This window comes from Corynebacterium gottingense (assembly GCF_007559235.1).
In the GTDB taxonomy this organism is placed as follows: domain Bacteria; phylum Actinomycetota; class Actinomycetes; order Mycobacteriales; family Mycobacteriaceae; genus Corynebacterium; species Corynebacterium gottingense.
Genome location: NZ_VMHH01000001.1, coordinates 351,963 through 374,427, shown reverse-complemented (window position 1 = coordinate 374,427; position 22,465 = coordinate 351,963). Strand labels below are relative to the sequence as shown.

The 22,465-nt window shown below is 63.2% G+C and carries 12 protein-coding genes and 1 pseudogene; 7 read left to right on the top strand and 6 right to left on the bottom strand.

What is annotated here, in order from left to right; translation table 11 throughout:
- Nucleotides 1–23: 23 nt before the first annotated feature.
- The 4 genes from smc to FPH17_RS01765 all read left to right on the top strand — a co-directional run bounded on the left by smc (nt 24) and on the right by FPH17_RS01765 (nt 10,946).
- Nucleotides 24–3,467 (top strand): chromosome segregation protein SMC, encoded by a 3,444-nt coding sequence (gene smc, locus FPH17_RS01780; protein WP_154878445.1) that lies wholly within the window; start codon nt 24–26, stop codon nt 3,465–3,467.
- 28 nt (nt 3,468–3,495) lie between these two features.
- Entirely contained in the window at nt 3,496–5,130 is a 1,635-nt protein-coding gene (ftsY, locus tag FPH17_RS01775) for a signal recognition particle-docking protein FtsY (RefSeq protein WP_414437232.1), read from the top strand.
- A gap of 106 nt (nt 5,131–5,236) precedes the next feature.
- The gene (ffh, locus tag FPH17_RS01770; protein WP_095277497.1) at nt 5,237–6,868 is read left to right on the top strand and encodes a signal recognition particle protein; all 1,632 of its coding nucleotides are present in this window, start codon (nt 5,237–5,239) and stop codon (nt 6,866–6,868) included.
- Between the two features lie 46 nt (nt 6,869–6,914).
- Nucleotides 6,915–10,946: a hypothetical protein gene (locus FPH17_RS01765; RefSeq protein WP_154878444.1), complete on the top strand. Its 4,032-nt coding sequence runs from the start codon at nt 6,915–6,917 to the stop codon at nt 10,944–10,946.
- Nucleotides 10,947–10,973: 27 nt separating this feature from the next.
- Here the strand turns inward: FPH17_RS01765 and FPH17_RS01760 are convergent, their stop codons facing one another.
- Nucleotides 10,974–13,286, bottom strand: a complete 2,313-nt coding sequence (locus FPH17_RS01760) for an acyltransferase family protein (RefSeq protein ID WP_154878443.1) — start codon at nt 13,284–13,286, stop codon at nt 10,974–10,976.
- Nucleotides 13,287–13,644: 358 nt separating this feature from the next.
- Here FPH17_RS01760 and rpsP point away from each other — a divergent pair, with 358 nt between their 5' ends.
- Nucleotides 13,645–14,163, top strand: coding sequence for a 30S ribosomal protein S16 (gene rpsP / locus FPH17_RS01755; protein WP_154878442.1), 519 nt, complete (start codon nt 13,645–13,647; stop codon nt 14,161–14,163).
- A gap of 227 nt (nt 14,164–14,390) precedes the next feature.
- Complete coding sequence (locus FPH17_RS01750; protein WP_154878441.1) at nt 14,391–14,612, top strand: hypothetical protein; 222 nt, start codon at nt 14,391–14,393, stop codon at nt 14,610–14,612.
- A 57-nt stretch (nt 14,613–14,669) separates the two neighbouring features.
- Here the strand turns inward: FPH17_RS01750 and FPH17_RS01745 are convergent, their stop codons facing one another.
- Nucleotides 14,670–14,951, bottom strand: a complete 282-nt coding sequence (locus tag FPH17_RS01745; protein WP_238397091.1) for an ATP-binding protein — start codon at nt 14,949–14,951, stop codon at nt 14,670–14,672.
- 396 nt (nt 14,952–15,347) lie between these two features.
- The gene (locus FPH17_RS01735) at nt 15,348–17,348 is read right to left on the bottom strand and encodes an alpha/beta hydrolase family protein (protein WP_203085493.1); all 2,001 of its coding nucleotides are present in this window, start codon (nt 17,346–17,348) and stop codon (nt 15,348–15,350) included.
- Nucleotides 17,349–17,738: 390 nt separating this feature from the next.
- On the opposite strand from FPH17_RS01735, the pseudogene FPH17_RS01730 reads away from it, so the two are divergent.
- Nucleotides 17,739–18,032, top strand: a pseudogene (locus FPH17_RS01730) (ammonium transporter); the annotation flags it as partial.
- Nucleotides 18,033–18,139: 107 nt separating this feature from the next.
- On the opposite strand, the gene FPH17_RS12185 reads toward FPH17_RS01730, so the two are convergent.
- The 3 genes from FPH17_RS12185 to FPH17_RS01715 form a co-directional block, all read right to left on the bottom strand.
- Nucleotides 18,140–18,337, bottom strand: a complete 198-nt coding sequence (locus FPH17_RS12185) for a helix-turn-helix domain-containing protein (protein ID WP_414437255.1) — start codon at nt 18,335–18,337, stop codon at nt 18,140–18,142.
- A 560-nt stretch (nt 18,338–18,897) separates the two neighbouring features.
- The gene (locus FPH17_RS01720) at nt 18,898–20,241 is read right to left on the bottom strand and encodes an SWIM zinc finger family protein (RefSeq protein ID WP_154878439.1); all 1,344 of its coding nucleotides are present in this window, start codon (nt 20,239–20,241) and stop codon (nt 18,898–18,900) included.
- Nucleotides 20,242–22,464, bottom strand: coding sequence for a DUF6493 family protein (locus FPH17_RS01715; protein ID WP_154878438.1), 2,223 nt, complete (start codon nt 22,462–22,464; stop codon nt 20,242–20,244).
- Nucleotide 22,465 lies beyond the last annotated feature (1 nt).

Sequence of the window (22,465 nt, the reverse complement as noted above, 5' to 3'; positions counted from 1 at the left end):
CCTGGGCAGGTACACTGACGCCAATGCACCTGAAATCGCTGACGCTCAAAGGATTCAAGTCCTTCGCTTCAGCGACCACGATGAAATTCGAGCCCGGGATTTGCGCCGTGGTGGGGCCGAACGGCTCCGGCAAGTCGAACGTCGTGGACGCGCTCGCGTGGGTGATGGGGGAGCAAGGCGCGAAGAACCTGCGCGGCGGGAAGATGCAGGACGTGATCTTCGCCGGCGCCGGTGACCGCAAGCCGCTCGGCCGCGCGGAAGTCACCCTCACCTTTGATAACTCGGACAAGCACCTGCCCATCGAGTACACCGAGGTGGCGATTACGCGCCGCATGTTCCGCGACGGTGCGTCCGAGTACGAGATCAACGGGTCCAAGGCCCGGCTGATGGACATCCAGGAGCTGCTGTCGGATTCAGGTATCGGCCGCGAGATGCACATCATCGTCGGCCAGGGCAAGCTCTCCGAAATCCTGGAGTCGCGCCCCGAGGAGCGCCGCGCCTATATCGAGGAAGCGGCGGGTGTGCTCAAGCACCGGCGCCGCAAGGAGAAGGCGCAGCGTAAGCTCACCGGCATGCAGGCGAACCTCGACCGCCTCACCGATCTGACAGAGGAGCTGGGCAAACAGCTCAAGCCACTGGCCCGCCAGGCCGAGGCCGCGAAGCGTGCCGCCACCGTGCAGTCCACGTTGCGCGAGGCCCGCATGTCGCTCGCTGGCCACCAGGTGGTGACGCTGCGCAGCACGCTTCTCGACGCCACCCGCGCCGCCGAACTCCTCGCCGAGCAGGTCGAGACCGCGACCGCCGCACTGGAAGAAGCGGAGCAGACTCAGGCGGAGATCGAGTTCGAGCAGGAGGAGGCGCAGCCGCAGGCGGAGCAGGCTCAGCAGGTGTGGTTCACGCTGTCCACCCTGGCGGAGCGTGCTAATGCGACAGTCCGCATCGCCACTGAGCGCGCACAGAACGCGGGCGCGCAGGTGCCCTACGCGGGCCAAGACCCGGAGGACCTGCTGCGCCGCGCAGCATTCGCCGACGAGGACTACGCGGAGGCGCTCGAAGCTGCGGAGGAGGCCGCCGAGAGGCTCGAGACGCTGCGCGAGGAGGTCGCGGAGAAGCAGGAAGCGTTCGACGCCGCCGAACGCGAGCACATGGCGCAGGTGCGCGCGATCGCGGACCGGCGCGAAGGTGTGGTGCGGCTGCTCGCGCAGGAGGAATCGCAGCAGAGCGCGATCACCGCGGCCGAGGAGGACGTGGCGCGCCTGACCGAGCTGCTCGAGGAGACGCGCACCCGCGCCCGCGCGGCGGAAAAGGAGGCTCGCGAGGCCGCCGAGCAGGTAGCGAACGTGGATACGCAGCGCGCCCCGCTGGACGAGGCCCATGTGCGCGCCTACACGGAGTCCGACGCCGCCGACAAGCGCCTCGAGCAACTGCGCGCCCAGCAGCGCGAGCGCGAGCGGGCCGTGTTCACCCTGGAATCGCGCATCTCCACGCTGCAGGAGCAGGCGCCGAAGCAGCCGGCCGCGGAGGTCATCAGCGAGGCGGCCCCGCTCGCGGGGATGGTTACCGCGGAACCGGGCGTGGACCGGGCGCTGTCCGCCGCGCTCGGCCAGTACGCGGAGGCATTGGCCGGCGACGTTACCGCGGAAACGGTCGAGCTCCTCGCGGATGCGGCCCGCACCGTGGTGATCGACCGCAGCGGAGGCAGCGCGTGGCGCCTCGACGCGGAATCCCCGGTGGACTGGCTGCTTGACCATCTGCGCATCGACGCGTCGGTGCTGGGGCCGGTAACGCGTTTGCTTGTCGACGTCGCACTCACCGACGACCTCCCCACCGCCCGCCAGCTGGTGGACGACGACCCCCGGCTTCGCGCCGTCACGCGCGACGGCGTCGTTGTCGGCGAGGGTTGGGTCGCCGCCGGCACAGGTGCCACCACCTCGGTGGAAGTGAGTGCCCAGATCGAACGCGCCCGCGAGGAACTCGACGTGGCCCAGGCTCAACTCGAGGAGCTCTCGGGCACGTTGGAGGGCGCGAAGCTGGCCGCGGAGGACGCGCGCGTGACCGCCGCGAGCGCGAAGGCGGCACTGCGCGAATACGACGCGGAGTCCGAGCGCCAGCAGCGTGACCACGAGCGGCTGGAAAAGCAGTGGCAGGCGAACAAACACGAACATGAGCGTGCTGCGCAGCGCGCCACGGAGGCAGAGGCCCGGCTCGCCGCCCGCCGCGAGGACTTGGCGCAGACCCGCGACCGGCTCGCCCGCGTCAACGATGAAGACACGCCCAGCGAGGAACCGTCGTCCGCCCAGCGCGACGCGGCGCAGCAGGAACTGAACCAGGTCAAGGCGATGGAGATGGAGGCCACGCTCGCCTCCCGTTCCGCGCAGGCCGAGGCGGAGCAGCGCGCGGGGCGCGGCGACGCCCTGCGCCGGCAGGCGGAGCACGAGAAGCAGGCGAAGGCACGCCACGACGCGGCGATGCAGAAGCGTCGCGCGCAGGCGGAGCTCGTCCGCACCGTCTCCGAGCAGGGCCGCGACCTGATCGCCCGGATCCAGGACGCGTTGTCCCGTGCGGCGGAGGAGCGCGACCGGTGGCAGGGGAGCGTCGTCAAGCTGCAGGCGCGACTGCAGCAGGCCCGCAGCCAGGTCTCGGCGGCCCGGCAGCAGCTCAAGCGGCTCACCGACAGCGCGCACAATTCCGAGATTGCGCAGTCGCAGGCGCAGGTGCGTATCGACGAAGCCGAGAAGAAGATTACCGAGTCCCTCGGCGTTGCCATCCCGGACCTCCTGCGCGATTACACTCCGGGAGAGGATTTCGATGAGGCCGCCGAACAGGCGCGGCTAAAGCAGGCCGAGAAGGATCTGCGCGCGCTGGGCAAGGTGAACCCGCTGGCACTCGAGGAGTTCAAGGCGCTCGAGGAGCGTTACTCGTTCCTGTCCACGCAGCTGGATGACGTGATTCAGGCGCGCGAAGATCTCACCGGCGTGATCAATGACGTCGACGCGCAGATCCTGCGCCTGTTTACCGATGCGTGGAAAGATGTCGAGGACGAGTTCCCGCGCGTCTTCCACACCTTGTTCCCGGGCGGCGAGGCGCGGCTCGTGCTCACCGAGCCTGACGACATGCTCGCCACCGGAATCGAGATCGAGGCGCGCCCGCCGGGCAAGAAGGTCAAGCGCTTGTCCTTGCTCTCTGGCGGCGAGAAGTCGCTCACCGCGCTCGCGTTCCTGGTGGCCATCTTCCGCGCCCGCCCCAGCCCGTTCTACGTGCTGGATGAGGTCGAGGCAGCGCTTGATGACGTCAACCTCCGCCGCCTCATCGCCCTGCTCAAGGAGCTGCGGGAGGACTCGCAACTGATCGTGATCACGCACCAGAAGCCGACCATGGATGTGGCGAACGTGCTCTACGGCGTGACTATGCGCGGCGACGGCGTGACGCGCGTCCTGTCGCAGCGTATGCAGCCTGCGGCTGACTAGCTCCGCCGCGCCTGGCACTATGGGTGCCATGGATATGGAACTTGCAATGAACTCGCCACTGCTGTGGATCATCGTCGCGCTCATCGTCGTTGTCCTCATCATCGTGGGCATCGTCGTGGTCGGGCGCCGCAGGAAAGAAGAAAAGACTGTCTCCTTTGAAAAGACGGAGGAGCCGAAGGAGCTCACCCAGCAGGAGAAATCCGGCAATTACCAGGCCAAGGGTGGTTTTAATTTTGCGCCCGCCGCCGCCCCCGACGCGCCCGCGAAGGAGCCGGTCAAGGAGCCAGTGCTTCGCGACGAGCCAGCGGCCCCAGAAGCCAAGGAAGAGCCGAAGGCTGCAGCGGCTCCCACCCCGGAGCCTGTCGCGGAGCCGGTGGAGGAGCCGGTTGCGGAGCCGGTTGCGGAGCCGGTGGAGGAGCCCGCACAGAATGAGGCGCCGGTGGAAGCCGCCGACCGCGACACCAGCAATCCCAGCGACCCCAGCGACCCCAGCGACACCGACGAGACGGTCATGCTGAATACTGACGAGCCGGAGGCCTCCGAGGCCGTCGTGGCCCCGGAGGACGTCGCGCCGACCGAGCCCGCCGAGCCAACCGAGCAAGAAACCGAAGCCACCGAGGCAGCCGAAGCCGCTGCTGTGACCGCCGAGAGCGCTGACGCTGCCCGTGAGGAGGGCGCGGAGCCGAGTGATGAGGTGGTCGTCGAGAAGCATGACGAGCCCACTGAAGACATCGACGAGATCGAGCCGGCGACCGGGCGCATTGGCAAGCTGCGCGGGCGCCTGTCGCGTTCGCAGAACGCGATCGGCCAGGGTCTGCTGGGAATTCTCACCGCCGGCGACCTGGACGAGGACGCATGGGAGGAGATCGAGGACACGCTGATCATGGCGGACCTCGGCGCGAACCTGACCATGAAGGTCACCGAGAACCTGCGCGAAAAGATCGCGGAGCGTGGCGTGTCCACGGAGGCCGAGGCCCGCGCGATGCTGCGCGAGACGCTCATCGAGGCCGCGCGTCCGGACATGGACCGCTCCATCAAGGCGATGCCGAACGAGGGCAAGCCCGCCGTCATCCTCGTTGCGGGCGTGAACGGCACCGGCAAGACCACCACCACCGGCAAACTCGCGCGCGTGCTCGTGTCCATGGGCCACTCCGTGGTCCTGGGCGCCGCCGATACGTTCCGCGCCGCCGCAGCCGACCAGCTCGAGACCTGGGGCCGCCGCGTCGGTGCCTCCACCGTGCGCGGCAAGGAGGGCGCGGACCCGGCGTCCGTCGCCTTCGACGCGGTCGCGACCGGCGTGCAGGAGGGCGCGGACGTGGTGCTCATTGACACCGCCGGACGCCTGCACACCTCCACCGACCTTATGGACCAGCTGGGCAAGGTCAAGCGTGTGGTGGAGAAGAAGAGCAACGTCGACGAGGTGCTGCTCGTGCTCGATGCCACTGTTGGCCAAAACGGTATCGCGCAGGCGCGCGTGTTCCGCGAGGTCGTCGACATCACCGGCGTCGTCTTGACCAAGCTCGACGGCACGGCGAAGGGCGGCATCGTCTTCCAGGTCCAGGAGGAGCTCGGCGTGCCCGTCAAGCTCGTCGGCCTGGGCGAGGGCGCGGACGACCTCGCGCCGTTTGAGGTGGAAAGCTTCGTCGACGCGCTGCTGGGCTAGACCGGCTGAGTTCTGGGCTTTCGCGCCCAGGCACTAGGCTAGAACGAGTTCATTTTTAGCAAGCGCTTTTAGCACGCTTATCGACGAAGCGAACAGGAGTACTGACGTGTTCGAGTCACTGTCCGACCGCCTCCAAGATGCCCTCGGTGGCTTGCGCGGAAAAGGCAAGCTCACCGAGGACGACATTAAGGCGACCACGCGTGAGATTCGCCTCGCCCTGCTCGAGGCGGACGTCTCCCTGACCGTCGTCAAGGCCTTTATCAAGCGGGTGAAGGAGCGCGCGCTCGGTGCGGACGTGTCCGAGGCGCTCAACCCCGCGCAGCAGGTTGTCAAGATCGTTGATGAGGAGCTCACCTCGATCCTGGGCGGAGAGACCCGTCGCCTGAACCTGGCGAAGAACCCGCCGACCGTCATCATGCTCGCAGGCCTTCAGGGTGCGGGCAAGACCACCCTCGCCGGTAAGCTGGCCAACCACCTCTCGAAGCAGGGGCACACCCCAATGCTGGTGGCGTGTGATCTGCAGCGCCCCGGCGCAGTTCAGCAGCTGCAGATCGTCGGCGAGCGCGCCGGCGTGCAGACCTTCGCACCGGACCCGGGTACGTCCATCGACTCCTACGAGCACGAGATGGGCTCCTCCCATGGCGACCCGGTCGCGGTGGCGCAGCAGGGTATCGAGCACGCGAAGCAGACCAAGCACGACGTAGTCATCATCGATACCGCGGGTCGCCTGGGTATCGACGAGACCTTGATGACGCAGGCGCGCAACATTCGCGACGCCGTGAACCCGGACGAAGTCCTCTTCGTCATCGACGCGATGATCGGCCAGGACGCGGTGAGCACCGCGCAGGCCTTCGCCGACGGCGTTGATTTCACCGGCGTGGTCCTGACCAAGCTGGACGGCGACGCGCGTGGCGGTGCCGCGCTCTCGATCCGCGAGGTGACCGGCAAGCCGATCCTGTTCGCGTCGACAGGCGAAAAGCTCGACGACTTTGACGTCTTCCACCCGGACCGCATGTCCAGCCGGATCCTCGGCATGGGTGACCTGCTCTCGCTGATCGAGCAGGCCGAGCAGACCTATAACGAGCAAGACGCCGAGGAAGCGGCGACCAAGTTGGCTTCCGGCGAGCTCACACTCGAGGACTTCCTCAACCAGCTGCTCATGATCCGGCGCATGGGGCCGATTGGCAACCTGCTGAAGATGATGCCGGGCGGCAAGCAGATGAACCAGATGGCCGACATGGTGGACGAGAAGCAGCTCGACCGTATCCAGGCCATCATCCGCGGCATGACGCCGGCGGAGCGCGAGGACCCGAAGATCCTGAATGCTTCGCGACGCAAGCGTATTGCCAAAGGCTCCGGTGTCGAGGTCTCCGACGTGAACCAGCTGGTGGAGCGCTTCTTTGAGGCGAAGAAGATGATGGGCAAGATGGCCGGCCAGTTCGGCATGGGCGGTGGCATGCCCGGTATGCCGGGGATGCCGGGTGGCCGCTCGGCAACAAAGAAGAAGCCGAAGGGCCGCAAGGGCAAGAACGGCAAGCGTAAGCCGCCGAAGCGCCGTGGTGGCGGCGGGATGCCAGGGATGCCGGGTATGCCCGGGATGCCAGGTATGGGCGGCGGCATGCCGGACATGAAGGAGCTGAAGAAGCTGCAGGAGCAGCTTCCTCCGGGGATGGACGGCATGGACCTGGACAACCTCGACTTCGGCGAAGCGATGAAGCGCATGGGGAAGAAGAAGTAACACTCGCCCCCTGCGGTGTGCGCTATATCACTGTAGGTTGTGCGGTATGGAGTTCCCATTCCACTTCCTGCGAACAAATAGCGTCGTCACGTCTCGCTTCGACCAACTGGCGAAGGTTCTCAAGGGTGCGGATGTTGAAGCGCTACGCCGGCTCCCCGATCCAGAGATGGAGGCGTTTGCGCGTGATCTTTCGCGTGGGCTGCGGCAGGAGTTCGCGCCGACTCGCCTCATAACGGCCTCGGTGAACGGTCTCGATGCCCACTCGCTGAATTTCCTCTTTGTCGTGTGCTTGAAGCATCGCGTCTCGGCGTTTATTGGGGAATCGGATCTGTACATCGACGCCACTGGCGTCGATGGTGCGACCGCCGAATTTTCGGCGGTGACAAACTCGATCGCAACAGCCTGGTGCCAGGTGAGCGAGCACACTCTGGACCGCGCGTTTGAGGATGCACTTCGAGCGCCGTCCGACATGGACACCTGGGTGCAAGTGCACAACTTCGGCGATGGCACCGCCGAGTTTGGTGTCCGGATGCGCATGCACCTCCTGGACGACGGCCGTTTCACAATCGTGTGGACCGTTCGCGAGGACAATTCCGACCTACGGACCCTGACGGTTGCGACTTACGAGGAAGCCCGCGCCGTCCTGCTCGCGTTTGCGGATCATTGTTCGACCCTCAGTGAGTACGAGTGGACCAACGTCGACTTCGTCCCGCGTCTCTCTACCTGCGACCTCGTGCAACGCTCCCAGTACAGGTTGCGCCGGTTCGGGGCGATCCGCGACCTGCCGGCGGGCGTCATGGTGCGCCTGCACGACCGGCTCAATTTCTCTTTGGAATTTGGGCGGGACCACGACGGGCAGTGGCGCGCGACGATGCGCCACGCCTTGAACGGCGGTATGAGCCGCACCTTCGACACCGCCGGCGAGCTCCTCGAGGTTGCGGAAGCCTATGTCAACAACGAGCTCGGGGCGTTGCTCGAGTACTTCCCGGAGTCGTCTGAAATGGCATTGCCCGCCGCTCTCACCGTGACGGCGATGGTGCTTCCGGAACGCGCGGCGAGGTGGGCGAATTCGTCGATACGCGAGATGCACCGCGTGCGGGACACACACAACGGTGTGGCAGAGGGAGCGATGGCGGCATTCATTGCGCAGGTGAATCAGCAGGCACCGCATACGCTCGCGCTTGAGCAAAACAGCGTGGAAGCGCGTGCCTTATCGACGATTTCTGTCCGCCGGCGTGGCTCGGTGCGGACCCTCGACCGGCTGGGCAACCTCGCGCAGCGCTACGGGGTGTCGCTGGTGCTTGACGGTGTACATGTGGTGGTCAACCCCTCAGGCGCCGCAGCTGGAGGCGATGTGCGGTGCACCCTTGAGCTGTTTGACGGCGACAAGTGCGTGCATCGGTGGGTATCGGTGTCACCGGTTGCCTTCATGGAAGCGTTGATGGTGCACTTCAGCGATTGGCAGCTGCGACTGACCGTCGAGTCGCTCGAGCGCCCCGACCAGCGGCTGGTGCTCCTCGCGATCCCTCAGGACGCGGATCATGGCTCGTTTCTGCTGAAGGCCTACGGGCCCGGTTGGAGCATGCGGGCCGTCGCAGGGCTTTCGCAATACGATGTCGCGGTCGTGTTCTTGAACGCCGCGGAGTCTCCACACGACATTATTGACTCAGTGCACTGGGAATCGGTGCGGACCGCGGACCTGGCCTTGCCGCGGCGTCCGTACATGCTCGGCTTCAACTCCGGTGACTCGACGACGTTGTACAGCGACGAGGCGTTGGCCACCTACCAGGAAGCGTTTGCCACAGCGGGCGTCGGCGACTGGATCGGAGTGACTGACAACCGTAGCCCCGAGGACTATTGCCGCGTGTTCCGCCACGATGCCCATGGTTGGTACCGAGTGGAGTGGGGGTATAACAATGGCGCCGTCGAGCGCGGGCACGTGCTCACCCGCGACCTCGACCGCGCGTACGAAGTCTTCCGGATGTACGTGGAGGATAACCGGGAGCTCATGCGCGCCCTTGACTGGATCGTGGGGGACGAAGGGGCGCCAGGCGGGCAACGGTACGGGGCGCCGGAGCGCCTGTACGTGCTCCGTCCATCGACCAGCGTGCTCGCACACCACCATCGGCACGTGCAGGAGTTTTTCGCGGACCAGGAGCAGTTCGAGGAACAGGACGCATCGATGGAGGGTCTCGCGGGTGCGCTTGCGCACCTGCTGGGGCACGACGTGAAGGCGCAGCGCGTGCTCACCATTGATGCGCAGATGGACGATCCCCAGGTGTTTAACCGTGTCGTCGACCTAGCATTTCAGCATCGCGCCCTGGTGTTTCAGGCCGACTCCGGGTTGCTGGTCAACGGATCCGGGGCGGAAATGCACGAGGTTGGCTTCGCGGGGCTGCGCAATAGCATCGGTACTCTGTGGCACCAGGTGTGCGAGCGCACTATTGATGTGGCCTTTGAGGACGCGCTGCGTGCGCCCGACCCCATCGGCGCGTGGGTCGAGGTGTACGCCGAGGGCCCGGAAGCGATGGCTGCACGCCTCGACGCCGACGGCTCGTGGACCCTCCGTTGGCGCCACGTGAACGGGGAAGATGCCGGACAGTATCGTTTCCTCACTTGCCGAGTGGCAGGCTACGCTCAGGCGCGGGAGTTGCTCCTGGCGTTTGCGGACCGGAGTCCGCTGCTTGGCCGCCTCGCATGGGGCGAGGCTGCGCCGGCAGACGCCCACTTTGTCACGAGCGCTGGGGAGCGCGGCGAGCTCCCTCTGCGTCGGTTCGACGCGGTGCTTCATCTGCCGGAGGGCACACTCGTGCGGCTCCACGACGGCCCAGGTGGCGCCCTGGAATACGGGCGCGCCGGCAACGGCCGATGGGTAGCCACGCTGGAAACCGCACCGCTTTCAACTGTGACCCGTGAGTTTTCCAGCGGCGCCGACCTGGTGGCGTTCGTCCACACCTACCTGACGGCGGATGACGCGCAGGCAGAAGCGCTCTTCGGCCAGGACGCCCCGGTTCGAACACGGTCGCTGTGGGACAACGAGCTCACGGAGATCTCTGCCATGATCCTCCCGCAGCGAGCCCAGGCATGGACCGATGCATCGGTCCGGCACTTCCACCGGATGCACGCGGACACCGCCGAGGACGCACCCGCCGAGCTCAAGGCCTTCTTCTCCGAGCTGCAGCAAGCACAGCCGGCACCCGGTGCGTTCCGCGGGCGCGCCGGCAACGAGGTCGGGCTCCGCGCGATGACGCGTGTGTGGGTGCCCAAGGCCGCGCTCGACGGGGTCCTCGCGAACATCGTGCGCCTTGCACCCCTGTACGGGGTCTCGGTCGTGCTCAACGGGGCGCACGTCTTCTACAACGCCACCGGAGGCGAGGAGACGCCGTTCAGCGGATTGACGCTCGGCGCGAACAACACGATCGCCCAGTTCTGGGTCGACGCCACCGTGCCCGCGTTCGCGCAGGGGTTGCAGCTTTTGTCCCGCGCGGACGAGCTCGTGGTCGCGGCCAGCATTACGCTCGACTCGGGCCGTTCGGAGCCGGACCTGCAGTACTACTGGCTCACCATCCGTGAGGCCCCGGGCGGCTATTCGGCCACGTACGAAATCCCAGGCAGCATTGTGTACTCGGTCGAGGGACTCGCTGAACCGGATGTGCTGCACCTCTACGCCACAATGGCGCGGTCGCCGGCTGCGGTGGTCGAAGCGGCCCAGTGGCACAGCGCCAAGCGGGCATCGGATGCGCCTTCCCGCTTCCAGATGCAGTCAAACCTCTTCGAGCCCGTGTCTCTCGACCCGGATAACCTGGACGCGCTGCGCCGGGTGGAGTTGCCCACAAAGGGCGACTTCATCCAAGTGATGGATTCCGCTGTGGAGGGCGACTACGTCTTGGTGATCAATGACAGCGGCGCGCTTCGCAGCCGGTTCGTGGTCGGATGGGGACACGACTTCGGGCAGATTGAGAATTTCCAGCGCAAGACGAGCAGCCTCGCCGAGGCCCTCGCGCTCGCCGAGCATTACGTTGCGGGCGATCGCCAGGCGTTTGTGGCGCTGGGGTGGAAGCGTCGTAAAGTGCGCTAACGCCCCGAGCGGGCTGCTTATCGACGCCTACTCGCGCCCCACCATCGGCACCTCCGGTGCCTCCCCGTCGCCGACGGGGACGTGTGCGTTTGGGTCGGGGAACAGCGGCGGGATGACGTACTCCGTGGGTGGCGCGCCTGCTGCGCCCTCGCCGTCTTGCCCCGGCTCGGGCTGCGTGTAGGCGATGTCCAGCGTGTCAAAGACCCGGCGCAGCTCCTGCCACACCAGCGGCGTCAGCGTGGCCATGTACGCGTTCGAGATATGGTTCTGGTCGCGGTAGACGTACACGTTGCCGATCTGGGGGCGGCACAGTTCGGCGTCGCAGAACCACCCGGCGGTGTCCACGCTGAACTGATTGCGCGAGCCATCGAGGTACTCGGCAGCCGGGTCGACGGGGGCGTAGACGTCCTTGGTGGCCATGGAGCACTCCTCCTCAGTGTGACCGGCGACAACGCAGACGTTCGGGTCCATGATCTCCCCGAAAATGTCGAAGATCCACGGATTGTCGCGGAATCCCAAGAAGGGAAGGTCGTTGGCGGCGAGCTCGTCCCACAGGTTGAGGTAGGAGTCCGGGACGTGGTCCACGGACACCGTCACGTCTCCCGCGTGGCCTTCCGGGCGCGTCGAGGTGGAGACCACCAGATCCGGGTCCAGGTTTACGATCTCGTTGAACGCGTTGACGCTCCACTCCTGGCAGACCTGGGAGACGAGCTCGCCGCTCTCCGCGGCGTCCAGGATGAGCGGGCACGTCTGACGGACGTACGGGATCACCTTGAATCCGTGTTCCTTGCCCAGGCGGTCAAAGGGGATCACGTACGGCTCGATGTGGGAGCCGCCCACCATGACTACCGTCGTGTTCGCCTCTGGGTCGCCGTACACGCAGTCGGGGCGCGGCATGGTGTCGGCGTCCTGGTTCTGGAACACCATGCAGCCGTCGGTACCGGCGGGCGGGTAGACACCGGAGATGAGGTTCGGGTCCGGCTGTGGGGGCACGTCAGGAACGTTCGCCCCCGCCAGCGCCAAGGCGCCGGGGTAGAAGGTGTCATTGAGCGGCTTTTCCGCCTCCTGGACCTTCTGGTTCCACAGCGGTTGAATCGTAAAGGTAGCGGCGACCAAGCAGGTGACAATCACGCCACCGACGGCGCGGGCTGCACCGGCGGGGGTGCGGAGTGACCTGCGGGCGTCGAGAAGCGGCGTGTCCGTGGCGGTCGGGCGCTTCCGGTGCTGACGGAGCGGCTCCTCAAGCAGCTCGTGGGTGACGTGCGCGAGGGCGAGAGAGACGATGATGACAATCGTGCCCACCCAGGCCGGCGGGGTGCCAAAGCCGCCGATGACGGTGACGATGATGAGCAGCGGCCAGTGCCAGAGATACAGCGAGTAGGCGATGCCGCCCAGCCAGGTCATCGGCTTGGACGCGAGGACCGCGGAAATCGGGTTGTCATTGCCGCTGAGAATCACCAGCGCGGCGCCCACGAGGGGGAGCAGCGCGACTGGGCCCGGGAACGCGAGCGAATTGGCAACCACGGCGCCCGTAATCGTGATGCACACGACGCCAAGCGCCGACGTCAACCAGGCGAAGCGCTGCGGGAAGAAGCGCGAGCGCGGGACGAACGCGAGGAGCGCGCCGAGCGAGAGCTCCCAGGCGCGGGAGAACGTGGAGTAGTAGTTCGCGCCGGTGCCGATAAACCCGAAGCGGGACGCCCACGCGAAGGAGGCGACGGTGATGAGTGCGAGTACGATCACTGCGCCGCGGCGGGCGAGCGTGCGTGGCAGCTTGCACTTGGTAATCAAGACAGCGATGAGCGTGCCGAACAGGATGCCAAAAAGGTAGAACTGGCCTTGGACTGCCATTGACCACAAATGCTGCAGCGGCGACGTGTCCTGGCTGGCGGCCGCGTAGTCCGCGTCCTGCGCCATAAGCTCCCAGTTCTGGTAGTAGAGCATCGACGCGGTGAACTGGGCCGCGAGCTCGTCGCTCATGAGCTCCGGGGTGAGGTAATGCACCGCGATAAGGACCGTCAGGATGACGACGACGAGCGCGGGGACCAACCTACGAATGGTGCGCCAGAGCGGCCACCAAGGATTGAGGTTGGGGTTCGGACGCAGCGCGTAGCGCAGCTGGCCGCCCAAGAAGAAGTAGCCGGAGAGCAGGAGGAACACGTCCACGCCGCCGGATACGCGGCCGACGAAGACGTGGAAAAGCACGACGAGCGCAATTGCGTATCCGCGAAGGCCGTCGATGTCCACGCGGTAGGACGAGGGGCGCGGGCGGGGGTGCGCGCCAGGAGACTGCTGCGCCTGCCGCGCCGTAAGTGACTGCTGCGCCGTTCCTTCGCCCATAAGCCCGTAAAACCCCTACAACATCATGAAAATTTTGGTACTATCCGGTTCAATTCGCTGAAGACATTACCGGCTCAACCGCCCGATTTGAAAAAACTTGGCCCCGTTGGGCGTGGTACTTCGTTTTGGTGTATGTGGCTCAACCGGGTAATGTATGCGGGGTTGCCTGGTGGTTTGCCGCCCCAGGGGACAGCACAATCTGCGTACGCGCCGGACCCGTCTGGTCCGCGCCCCGGAAGGTCGGGAGCGCGGCGGTCGACCGGCCAGTCACGCGCAGGCTAAAGAAGAAGGGTTGAACCGGCCCGCCAGCACACGGCGGGTGACTGCACTGCCCAGTGACCGAAAAGGAAGTATTTTCATGGCTGTCAAGATTAAGCTGCAGCGTGTGGGCAAGATCCGCAACGCACAGTACCGCGTCGTCGTCGCTGACTCCCGTACCCGTCGCGACGGTCGCGTAATCGAGAACATTGGTATCTACCACCCGAAGGAAGAGCCGTCGCTCATCCGCATCGACTCCGAGCGCGCACAGTACTGGCTGGGCGTCGGCGCACAGCCGACCGAGCCGGTTGCTGCACTGCTGAAGGTCACCGGTGACTGGCAGAAGCACAAGGGCGAAGAGGGCGCCGAGGGCACCCTGAAGGTCGCTCCGGAGAAGAAGACCAAGCTCGAGCTGTTCAACGAGGCACTCGAGGAGGCCAACAACGGCCCGACCGCCGAGGCCATCACCGAGAAGCGTAAGAAGGCCAAGGAAGAGGAAGAGGCCAAGGCTGCTGCCGAGGCTGAGGCCGCTGCCGCCGCCGAGGCTGCCGAGAAGGCTGAGTCCGAGGAAGCTTCCGAGTCCTCCGAGGAGAAGGCTGAGGAGTCCGAGGAGAACTAAACTTTCCTCTACCGCGAGCAAACCCCGCTGTACTGGCATAAATGGTGATGCAGCGGGGTTTCTCATGCGCTGTATGTGATGTATCCGGGTGATGCGGTGACTGCAACTGATGGTGCTGGTAACGAGGCGACCGCGAAGATTGGTATTAATGCTGGTAGGCGTGCTGCGACGGCTGTGGCTTTAGCCTGCCGCTGCTGGCGCTGATCCCAATTTGTTGGGCTACTCAGATGCAGATCCCGGGCTTGTCTGACCTTACTGCTCAGGCGAACGCCCAGATCCAGGCTGCCAATACGCAGATCCAGCAGCAAGCTGGTCTGTTCAACCCGCAGTCGGCTGCGCAGGTTGATGCTGTCAATCAGCAGCTGGGTAAGTTTGGTGCTGATCTGGCTACTGTTGCTAGTGGTCTGGCGCTGATTGTTAGGACCACGGATTTAGTAACGCTGTGGTGAGCAACCAGTAACGCCCGGGTGAGTATCGAATAACACCCAGGCGTCGACCGTAAGCAGTTACTCCGTATTGGCTTCTAGGCGCATGTTCGGTCCTTCCAGCGTGATGATCTCAGCGCCAACGACAAGCCGATTCAGTATCGACTCGGCAATGACAGCATCCGGGATGGACTTGTACCACTCGTCGGGCGTGAACTGGGAGGTGACAATCGTTGACCCGCGGTGTTCACGCTCAGCAAGAATGTAGAGCAGCTGGTGTGCTGTGGCAGCATCAATCGGGGTTGTTAGGAAGTCATCAAGCACGAGGACGTCTGCCAGGTGCAGGTCTTGAAGAAACTCCATGCGTGCTGCGTCATCATGGCGTGTTCCATGGTGCGCGATACTGTGCAGTCTTTCCCTGGGAAATGCGGATAAGGTTATTCACGAGCCCGCGGGCGGTAACGCCGTCCGGGGTGGAAAGGAAGGCGGGGCTCAAGGAGGCGCCGTCCTCATTGACGCGGTCGCCTTCTGCGCGCGCCTGAAAAGACCCCGGCTCGGTGCGCCGAGAGGTCACCACGTCCACGTCTGCCGCGGTACGTCCGGGGACGGCGGCCAGTAAGTTCTATCGGTGATAATAGGCCTTCCCCGCGGTCAAATTCGACGCTGGCGCCTTCCGCATTTGCGGCGCGATAGACCGAATTTTTAACTCGGGTGAAGCCAACAGAATACTGCTTGATGATTTCACCTATGGCTTAAAGCTTACGCGAGGCTCGGAATATAGGCCACGCTGCCGCCCAAGGACATGGTGATAAAAATGGGCGCGATAACAAGGGGGCCAAGCCATACGCGGCCGGTATTGGCATAAAACATCTTGTTCAAGATGGGCAGCAGGATCATCATGGGCAAGATGGACTGCAGCATATTAACATACAGCCAGTCATCGGTCCAGTACACCGTGCCGGTGGCGGCGAAGACCGAATATTGGATGACGAAGATCATCGCCAAACCTACGGAGTTAGCCAGCGCCGCAATGAGATAGGTCTGCCACTTCGGAGTATCGCTATAGCGCGTGCCCACGCCGGCGCGAATGGAGTTGGCCAGATAGAAGATGAACATCGCCGGCACATACATCAGCGCCACTAGGAACCAGCGCAGCGTCAGCGGGCGGGAGGCCACGACCAGGAAGCGGTAATCGCTGTGGAAGGCGAGGTAGACGATGGACAGGATGGAAAAGTAGATAAACAGCAACGTGAAAGCCAGCAATAGCGTGCGTCCAAAGGTGCGCCAATCCATGGTGATTCCCCAGGCGCGGGCGCGCTCGCCGCGGGCATAGGTGGACTTATCCCGGGTGATATAGAACAAGATAAGCCCCACGATGCCGTTGACGATGGCCCACAAGACCACCGAATTGACCATGCGCGCTGGGAAGAACCAGGTGCTCACCTTATTCGCGGCATCATAGAACACGTCCTGCGATAGGTTTGCCAGCGGCATGAACGTGAAGAATGCGATGGCTGCTGAAAGTACGAAGAAGGCCCAGAACTTTGCGGCCTCTTTGCCCCGTGGGCGCTTTGGTACCGCCGGAAGCGCTTGCGCCACTCGGGCAAAATAGCGGGTACGCAAGAGGATGCGGGTCAGCGGGAAGAGCATGGCGATGGCGCCGATGAGGGATACCAGGTTAAAGACTTCTTTGAGCCACCACGTCTGGTTGCCGGAATCCATCTTCACCGGCGCATCCAGGGTGTCATCAAAGAATTCGAGGATGCTGGCAATGGCACTGGGGGTCAGCGGTTGCAGCGGGTGCAGCGTTTCATCGTTATAGGCAATGCGATAGGTGCCCTTATCGATGTCCCCGTAGCCGTGACCAATCTCAATGCGGTCTACCTGGTCTTGTTTCTTCAACCCAGAGTTGACCATGGAGAGAGCCTCTGGGGCATCGCGCAGATCGCCATCGCCGTTGATATTGCGGTAGCCACCCTCATCGTAGCGGGCATAGCCCAGCGCCATATTGGAGTGCACGTGGGCGAACTTCTTATCGTCTAAGTTCTTGAGCCAGCCGGAGATAAAGACCGCGGAGATCTTATCCAGGTCCTCGGCGCGCTTGCGCTCACCGTCTGTGATGGTGGTGCCACCTTCGCTATTCGGATCCTTGGCGGCCTCGAGCGCATCATCGACCTTTTTGCCGTACTTATTGGCTGCGGTGCGCACCGCGGTACCGCCGGCAGAGTGGCCAGTAATGCCGATGCGATCCTCATCGACGTAATTGAACGTATCCAGGTGATTTGTGACGTAATCAATGGCGGTGACCACGGCGGTATCGTCATCATCCGGGTCCTGCGAACTCGACTCCCCCTGGTTATACGGGTCAACAACTAGGGTGACAAAGCCGCGGCGGGCCAGCTCTAGCGAGTTGGACACCTGGGTTTCCTTGGTGCGCTGGAAACCGGGCGAAACGATGACCATCGGTGCTTTATTCTCCGGTGTCGCGTCCTTGGGGCGGAAAAGATCCGCGGTCACGGTGGCGCCGTGCTTGCCGGCGATTTTGAGATCGGTGACCTGAATATTGCCGCCGTTGGTCTGTACCAGCGAGGAGCCTAAGGCACCAACGACAACGATCACAATGCAGATAAAAAGCTTCCAGCCATCGCTAAAGCGGCGCTTTTTGGTGAGCTCTTCTGGGCTTGCTGATGCCTGTTCGGCCACGGTTTTGATATCCCGTTCTTCTGCGGGGCTGGCTGGGGGAGAGCTGGATGCGGACATGTACGCGTTCCTTATACGTAGTAGACGGTTAGTATATGGGCACAAAGTGTCCGAAGTGAAGAATGTTATTCTTGAACCGTTAAGTACGGTAATACGGTGTGCACATCCCAGCAATAATTTTCATTTTTTGGGGGTAAGGTGCAGGTTCGGGGCGACGGCTTCCTTCTATGTCGGGTTGATACAACCACCTCTGGTGGGGGTGAGCCTTTCGAGCCTGGGGCAGGCCCCAGCCTTTCGCGCAGCGTTCGCCACCTTGCGGGGTGTAAACCTGCAGTGCAGAGGGTTATCCTAACCTTGGATTGAGGAAATAGCTGTACTCTAATAGGTGTTAAATACCTGTAGGTCTACCGCTATAAAAAGAAAGTTTTGGACAATCTACAAGGAGACGTAATGGATCCGGTGACTGCAGGTAATGCCAGTTGGATCCTCATAAGCGGAGCTTTAGTGCTGCTGATGACGCCAGTGCTGGCACTTTTATGGAGGCATGGCTGAACGCAGGGACGTGCTCAACATGATGCTGATGTCCTCCGGCTTTTTCGTCGTGGTCAGCATTAACTACGTCTTCTGGGGCTGGTCAATGAGTTACGGCACGGAGTTCTGGGGACGGAATCGTTGCCGATCCCCTTCGAGCTTTTCGGGCTGAAGGATTCCATCTTTGATGACAATGGCGGCTACATCGAAGGAGATGTTTTCTGGCATTGTTGGCCTCGGCCACTTCTTTATCACCGTGGGACTGACGGTCATTCTCGTGAATTTGGGCCGAGCCATCAAGGAACCAGATGACGGAAATGCTAACGCTGCGGTGAGGCCCTAACCATTGCCAAGCAAAACCATGTGGCCATCTCTTCGTCAGTAATACCGGCGAGTTGTGCACGGGTTGTGATCTGGTGTTCCGCCATTGTGTGGCGGGCGTTTTGGACTGTGGTATGCGAGCATCGCACAGTCGAGCAGATTTGGCGGACGGACCAGCCTTGTAAGACAAGATCCATCACGGTCCGGTAATCAGCCACGATCGGACTCCTCTGATGATGCCGCGTGTCCTTTTGTCACGCGGTCAGAAGAATCTTCTCCCAAAGCGTTACTCGATACTCACCATCCCGTTACTGGATAGTCACCACGGTGTTACTAGATACCCCCGCGCAACACTGATTGCCGCTGGCATCCTGGCCGGTACGCTGATTTACGACAACTGCTCGCCTGATGGTGGTAGCTCTGTCAAGGATTTGGAGCTGAAAAGGATCTTCTGGTAATACCTACGCTGGTTCTTCGAACTAGGAGCAGGATAACGCTGGTTCCTCGAAGGGCGACAGCTCCTCGAAGCAGCAGGAAGGCTCCTCTGAAAAGAAGTAAGCCAATCCTTGCGGCCTAACTAGGGGCTCATCATGAGCCCGACGTTGCCCCGCCTCAGGGGATGCGGGGCAACACTCTTTTCCAACCAACTGCGTCGCAGTATGCGCCTCTACTCTCGGGCGTTTGGCAAGGGGCACGAAACCGCAGCCGAAATCACACTGACAGCTGCGGTGCTCCGGGACAACTTGCTTATCTATGGTTACTCACGAGCACTATCACGAAACGCCCGCGCGGCCAGCACGTGTTTGCACGGGCCGCGGCTGTCTTTGTGCTTCGCAAACCAGAAACAGGTGCACGCAAACGCAGAGGCGTCGTCATCGAGCCTCACCGTGTATGTATTGGGTCCGGAGCACACCGCGAATTCGTCGTTGTGCCCGTCGAGAGGGGTAACTGCGTTGCCGGCCAAGAGCTCCTCGGCATGGCTAAGGCGAGTGTTGAGCTTACCCACCACATTCGGGTCAAGCGGCAGCGGGCGGTGAAAATATGCGCCCAGGCTGAGGTCGTAGCCAACCTGACCGGTTGATGCAAGGAATTGGAGTGCGTCTTCAATTCGGTCTGGGGTGAGTCCGGTTTCCGCCGCGAGGTGGGAGATGTCAATGTGGGGATCGAACGCCAGAACCGCGGAAATAAGGTCAGCATCATCGGCTGCGCGTCGGCTGCTCAGGGACATCAGTAATGAGCCCTCACCGGAAAAGCTGCGGGTTTTCATCGGGCTGAGCACGACTGTGAACCGCGCACCGGGCAGCTCAACAACCCATGCGGAAGACCTCGGCTGCGAAGAGCCGTCACTCTCGGTGCTGTATGCCGACAGTTTGGTCACATACGGCAGAATGGGGACGAGTGATTTCAAACGTTCCGGTCCTGGCAAACACACCGCGCCCTTCGACGGCCTCGATGCCAGGCGCAAGCCCCGTAAGGCTGGTGTAGCCCACGGCACGGACTTCGGTGTAGATGTCCCCGGCAGTGAGGCGATGAACTTTGTTGCCTCCGGTCCCGTAAGCTCCTGCTGCAACGTCATGGTGGAGCTCAGACGCTGAGATTCTGCAAGCCCTTTCACCCACCGCAACGGTAGATTGACCTTTTTCTCCTCCAGGGCGTTGTCCATCGTTGTGACGTGCAGTGCGTCATCGGCAATGGTGAGGTGGAGTGGCGAGCCCGGTGTGACAGTCGCAAGCGCTTCGCGCAGCGGGGTGTTGATGTCCACGTTGGTCACGCCCGACTGGTGGGATTGTGCGTCAAGATCTGTGACATCCAAGCGGGCATAAGCGCTGCAGCAGCCGGAGAAAGATTCGAACCGCAGACCTTCTGGGGTGGAGGTGACCACCGGGTCAAGTGCGGCGATCGCCGCGGTATTCACGGGCGTGTAGAAGCGTTTTGCGGCGTAGTCTGCGACGGTAAGCACCCCGCGGGCGACGATATGCGGGTTTTCCACGAACCCGCTGAAGAAGTGCGGCTCGTCTGCGTGGAAACGCGTGCCGCCACTGGTGGCAAGCTCGAGGCCCTGGTCAGTCATGGCGGATGGGCGGGTGTACGTGTAGTGCATCTATGCCTCCTTGCGCAGCGCCGCCGCTGCCTGCGCTGCCTTTGATTTGCCGCTGAAGGCGTCAAGCCATTCGCACAGCGCAGCGTCGAGTTCTCGCGGGCCGGTGTCGAGTCGCACGTTACGGAAAAGCTCGATGAGCTTGCTGAGGTCGCGTGTCTTATGGTCCAGCTGGGGCAGGAGGTGTGCAAGGACGCCACGGACGTAGGTTGGGTTGAGCGTTGCAGCGTCGGCAAGCGAGGCAGCCCAACGGCCAAGGATGACGTTGTCTATCTGTGCCCATTCGCGCGCAGTGGTGTCCGCCTCGATGGCTTCCGGGAGCCTCGTTGCCACAAGCTCCGCCGCGATTGCGCGCATTTCGGGATCAACATTCGCCATGGCCTTGCCCAGGAACCTGGCGGTGTGCCGAGACCATGTGCCTGGGTGCCAGGTCAGTACGTCAACGATGCCGGGGTCTTGCTTCTCTGGGTGGCTCGATAACCCTCCATCAAGGTCTTCCTCCATGTCGTGGGTGTAGGCATCCACACAGCTCGGGGCGACGATTGCGCGTTCGGCCGGTAAGTGGGTTGCGCTGTACGGGCTGGAAACCAGAAACGGCAGCGCCTCCTCGCGCTTTGCGCTCCGGTCTTTCCACCCTTGTTCGGTGCGTACCCACACGCGGCTTGCGCCGCAATGGGTGCATCGGTCTTCAGGCGGAGTCCACAGGATGCAGTCGCAGCCAGCTCGCACTCCCTGCACAGGCACGTAACCGGTGTTGTCGTCCTGGTAGTCCACCAATCGCAAGTGAGCGAGGAGCGCATCGTCGTGCCAGATGTCATCGCGGTTTGGGTATGTGGCAAGTCGGCGGGCGAATTCCGTGTTGTCTACGCGACCGAAAGTGTCCGTCGGCGTCGAGAGCAACGTGCGCGTGGGCCGGAGCCCATGCACGATGGCAACGACTCGCAACAGCGATTCCCTACTCAGATCAGTTTTCAGCCTAAACGCGTTGGCTTCTTTCACCTCGGCAGGAGAGCAGCGGCATTGTGCCAACAGCCATCGCGCATCGGTGACAAAAGACGCGGGGCCGTTGTTCGGCAGCACCGGTTTGAGAATCTCCAACGCCCGCGGCCCGGTTTCAGCCAGCCAGGCAAGGAGTAGCGCAAAGCCCACCGCGTCGGGCGTGGCGAGCAACTCGCGGGTGCGAAACAGGGCGTCCTCGTCCGTCCACGGGGTGACAGGCTGTGCCTCAACGCGCTGCGCTAACGATGCGGAAGGCACTCCGGGGTCTTCTGCGCTGCTGGTGTCCTGGGGCCCGAACAATTCGAGTGCCATAACTGGGGACAGGGTGTCACGGACGGCGTCGATAAGCTCAGCCCTGTCCAGCGTGCGAAGGAGTGCGGCGCTGCGGCGTACGACCTCGTCCTTCGCATGGTAGAGGCCGGTTTGCGCAGCGATGGCGATCCCCGCGGCCAGGTCTTCACGCTCGGCCGAGATCTTCTCCAGCATTTTCAGCGCCGTGATGGCAGTCGCCTTTGAACCACTCAGGGCGTGGGCAGCGGCGGCAACAAACCCGTCTGCATCCAACTCCGATAGGTGAGAGAGCTGTTTGACTGCGAACGTAGTTGTAGAGCCCACGCCCGAACCCATCGCAGCGATCAGCAGGTGTTGGCGCTTCGTGGTTTCCTCCTCGCTCGGTGCGAAATCCTCGTAATGCTGGGTAAACCAGCGAACGCGGTGGGCGGGAAACCCTCGGTTCAGTGCTTTGAGCATCTCATCGAGCAACCGGTCGCGGTCCAGCATTCCTTCGCTTACCAGCGCAGCAAGCGATTTTGCCCAGCCGGGCCAGTATTTCTTCTCCATGGTGGTGAAGCTGACTTCCTGGGTGCCGCCGAGGGAAAAGAGGGGCCAAATGAGTGCTTCCCGGAGCTCGGCGTCGTGCCAGAGGAGAAAGTCGCGCTCGAAGCCGGCCTGCCCCATCAACCCAATAAAGTATGGGTCGCCGTGCTCGATCGCGTAGCCCTCAAACAGCTCGCGCAGGCGAATCTGGATGAATGTGTCACCTCTGAATTGGTTCCAGCCCTCTTGCTCGGGCTGCGTTGGGTTCTCGATGAGATAATTGGGGTCGATCGGGAGGGCGCGAATCGTCTCGTAGGCTTCTTCCAAGGTCATGCCGGGGCACCACCACTTGACGGTCATCCAATGATCTTTGTCGGCTTGCTCTTTGGAGAGTTGCTCAAAGTAGTTCACG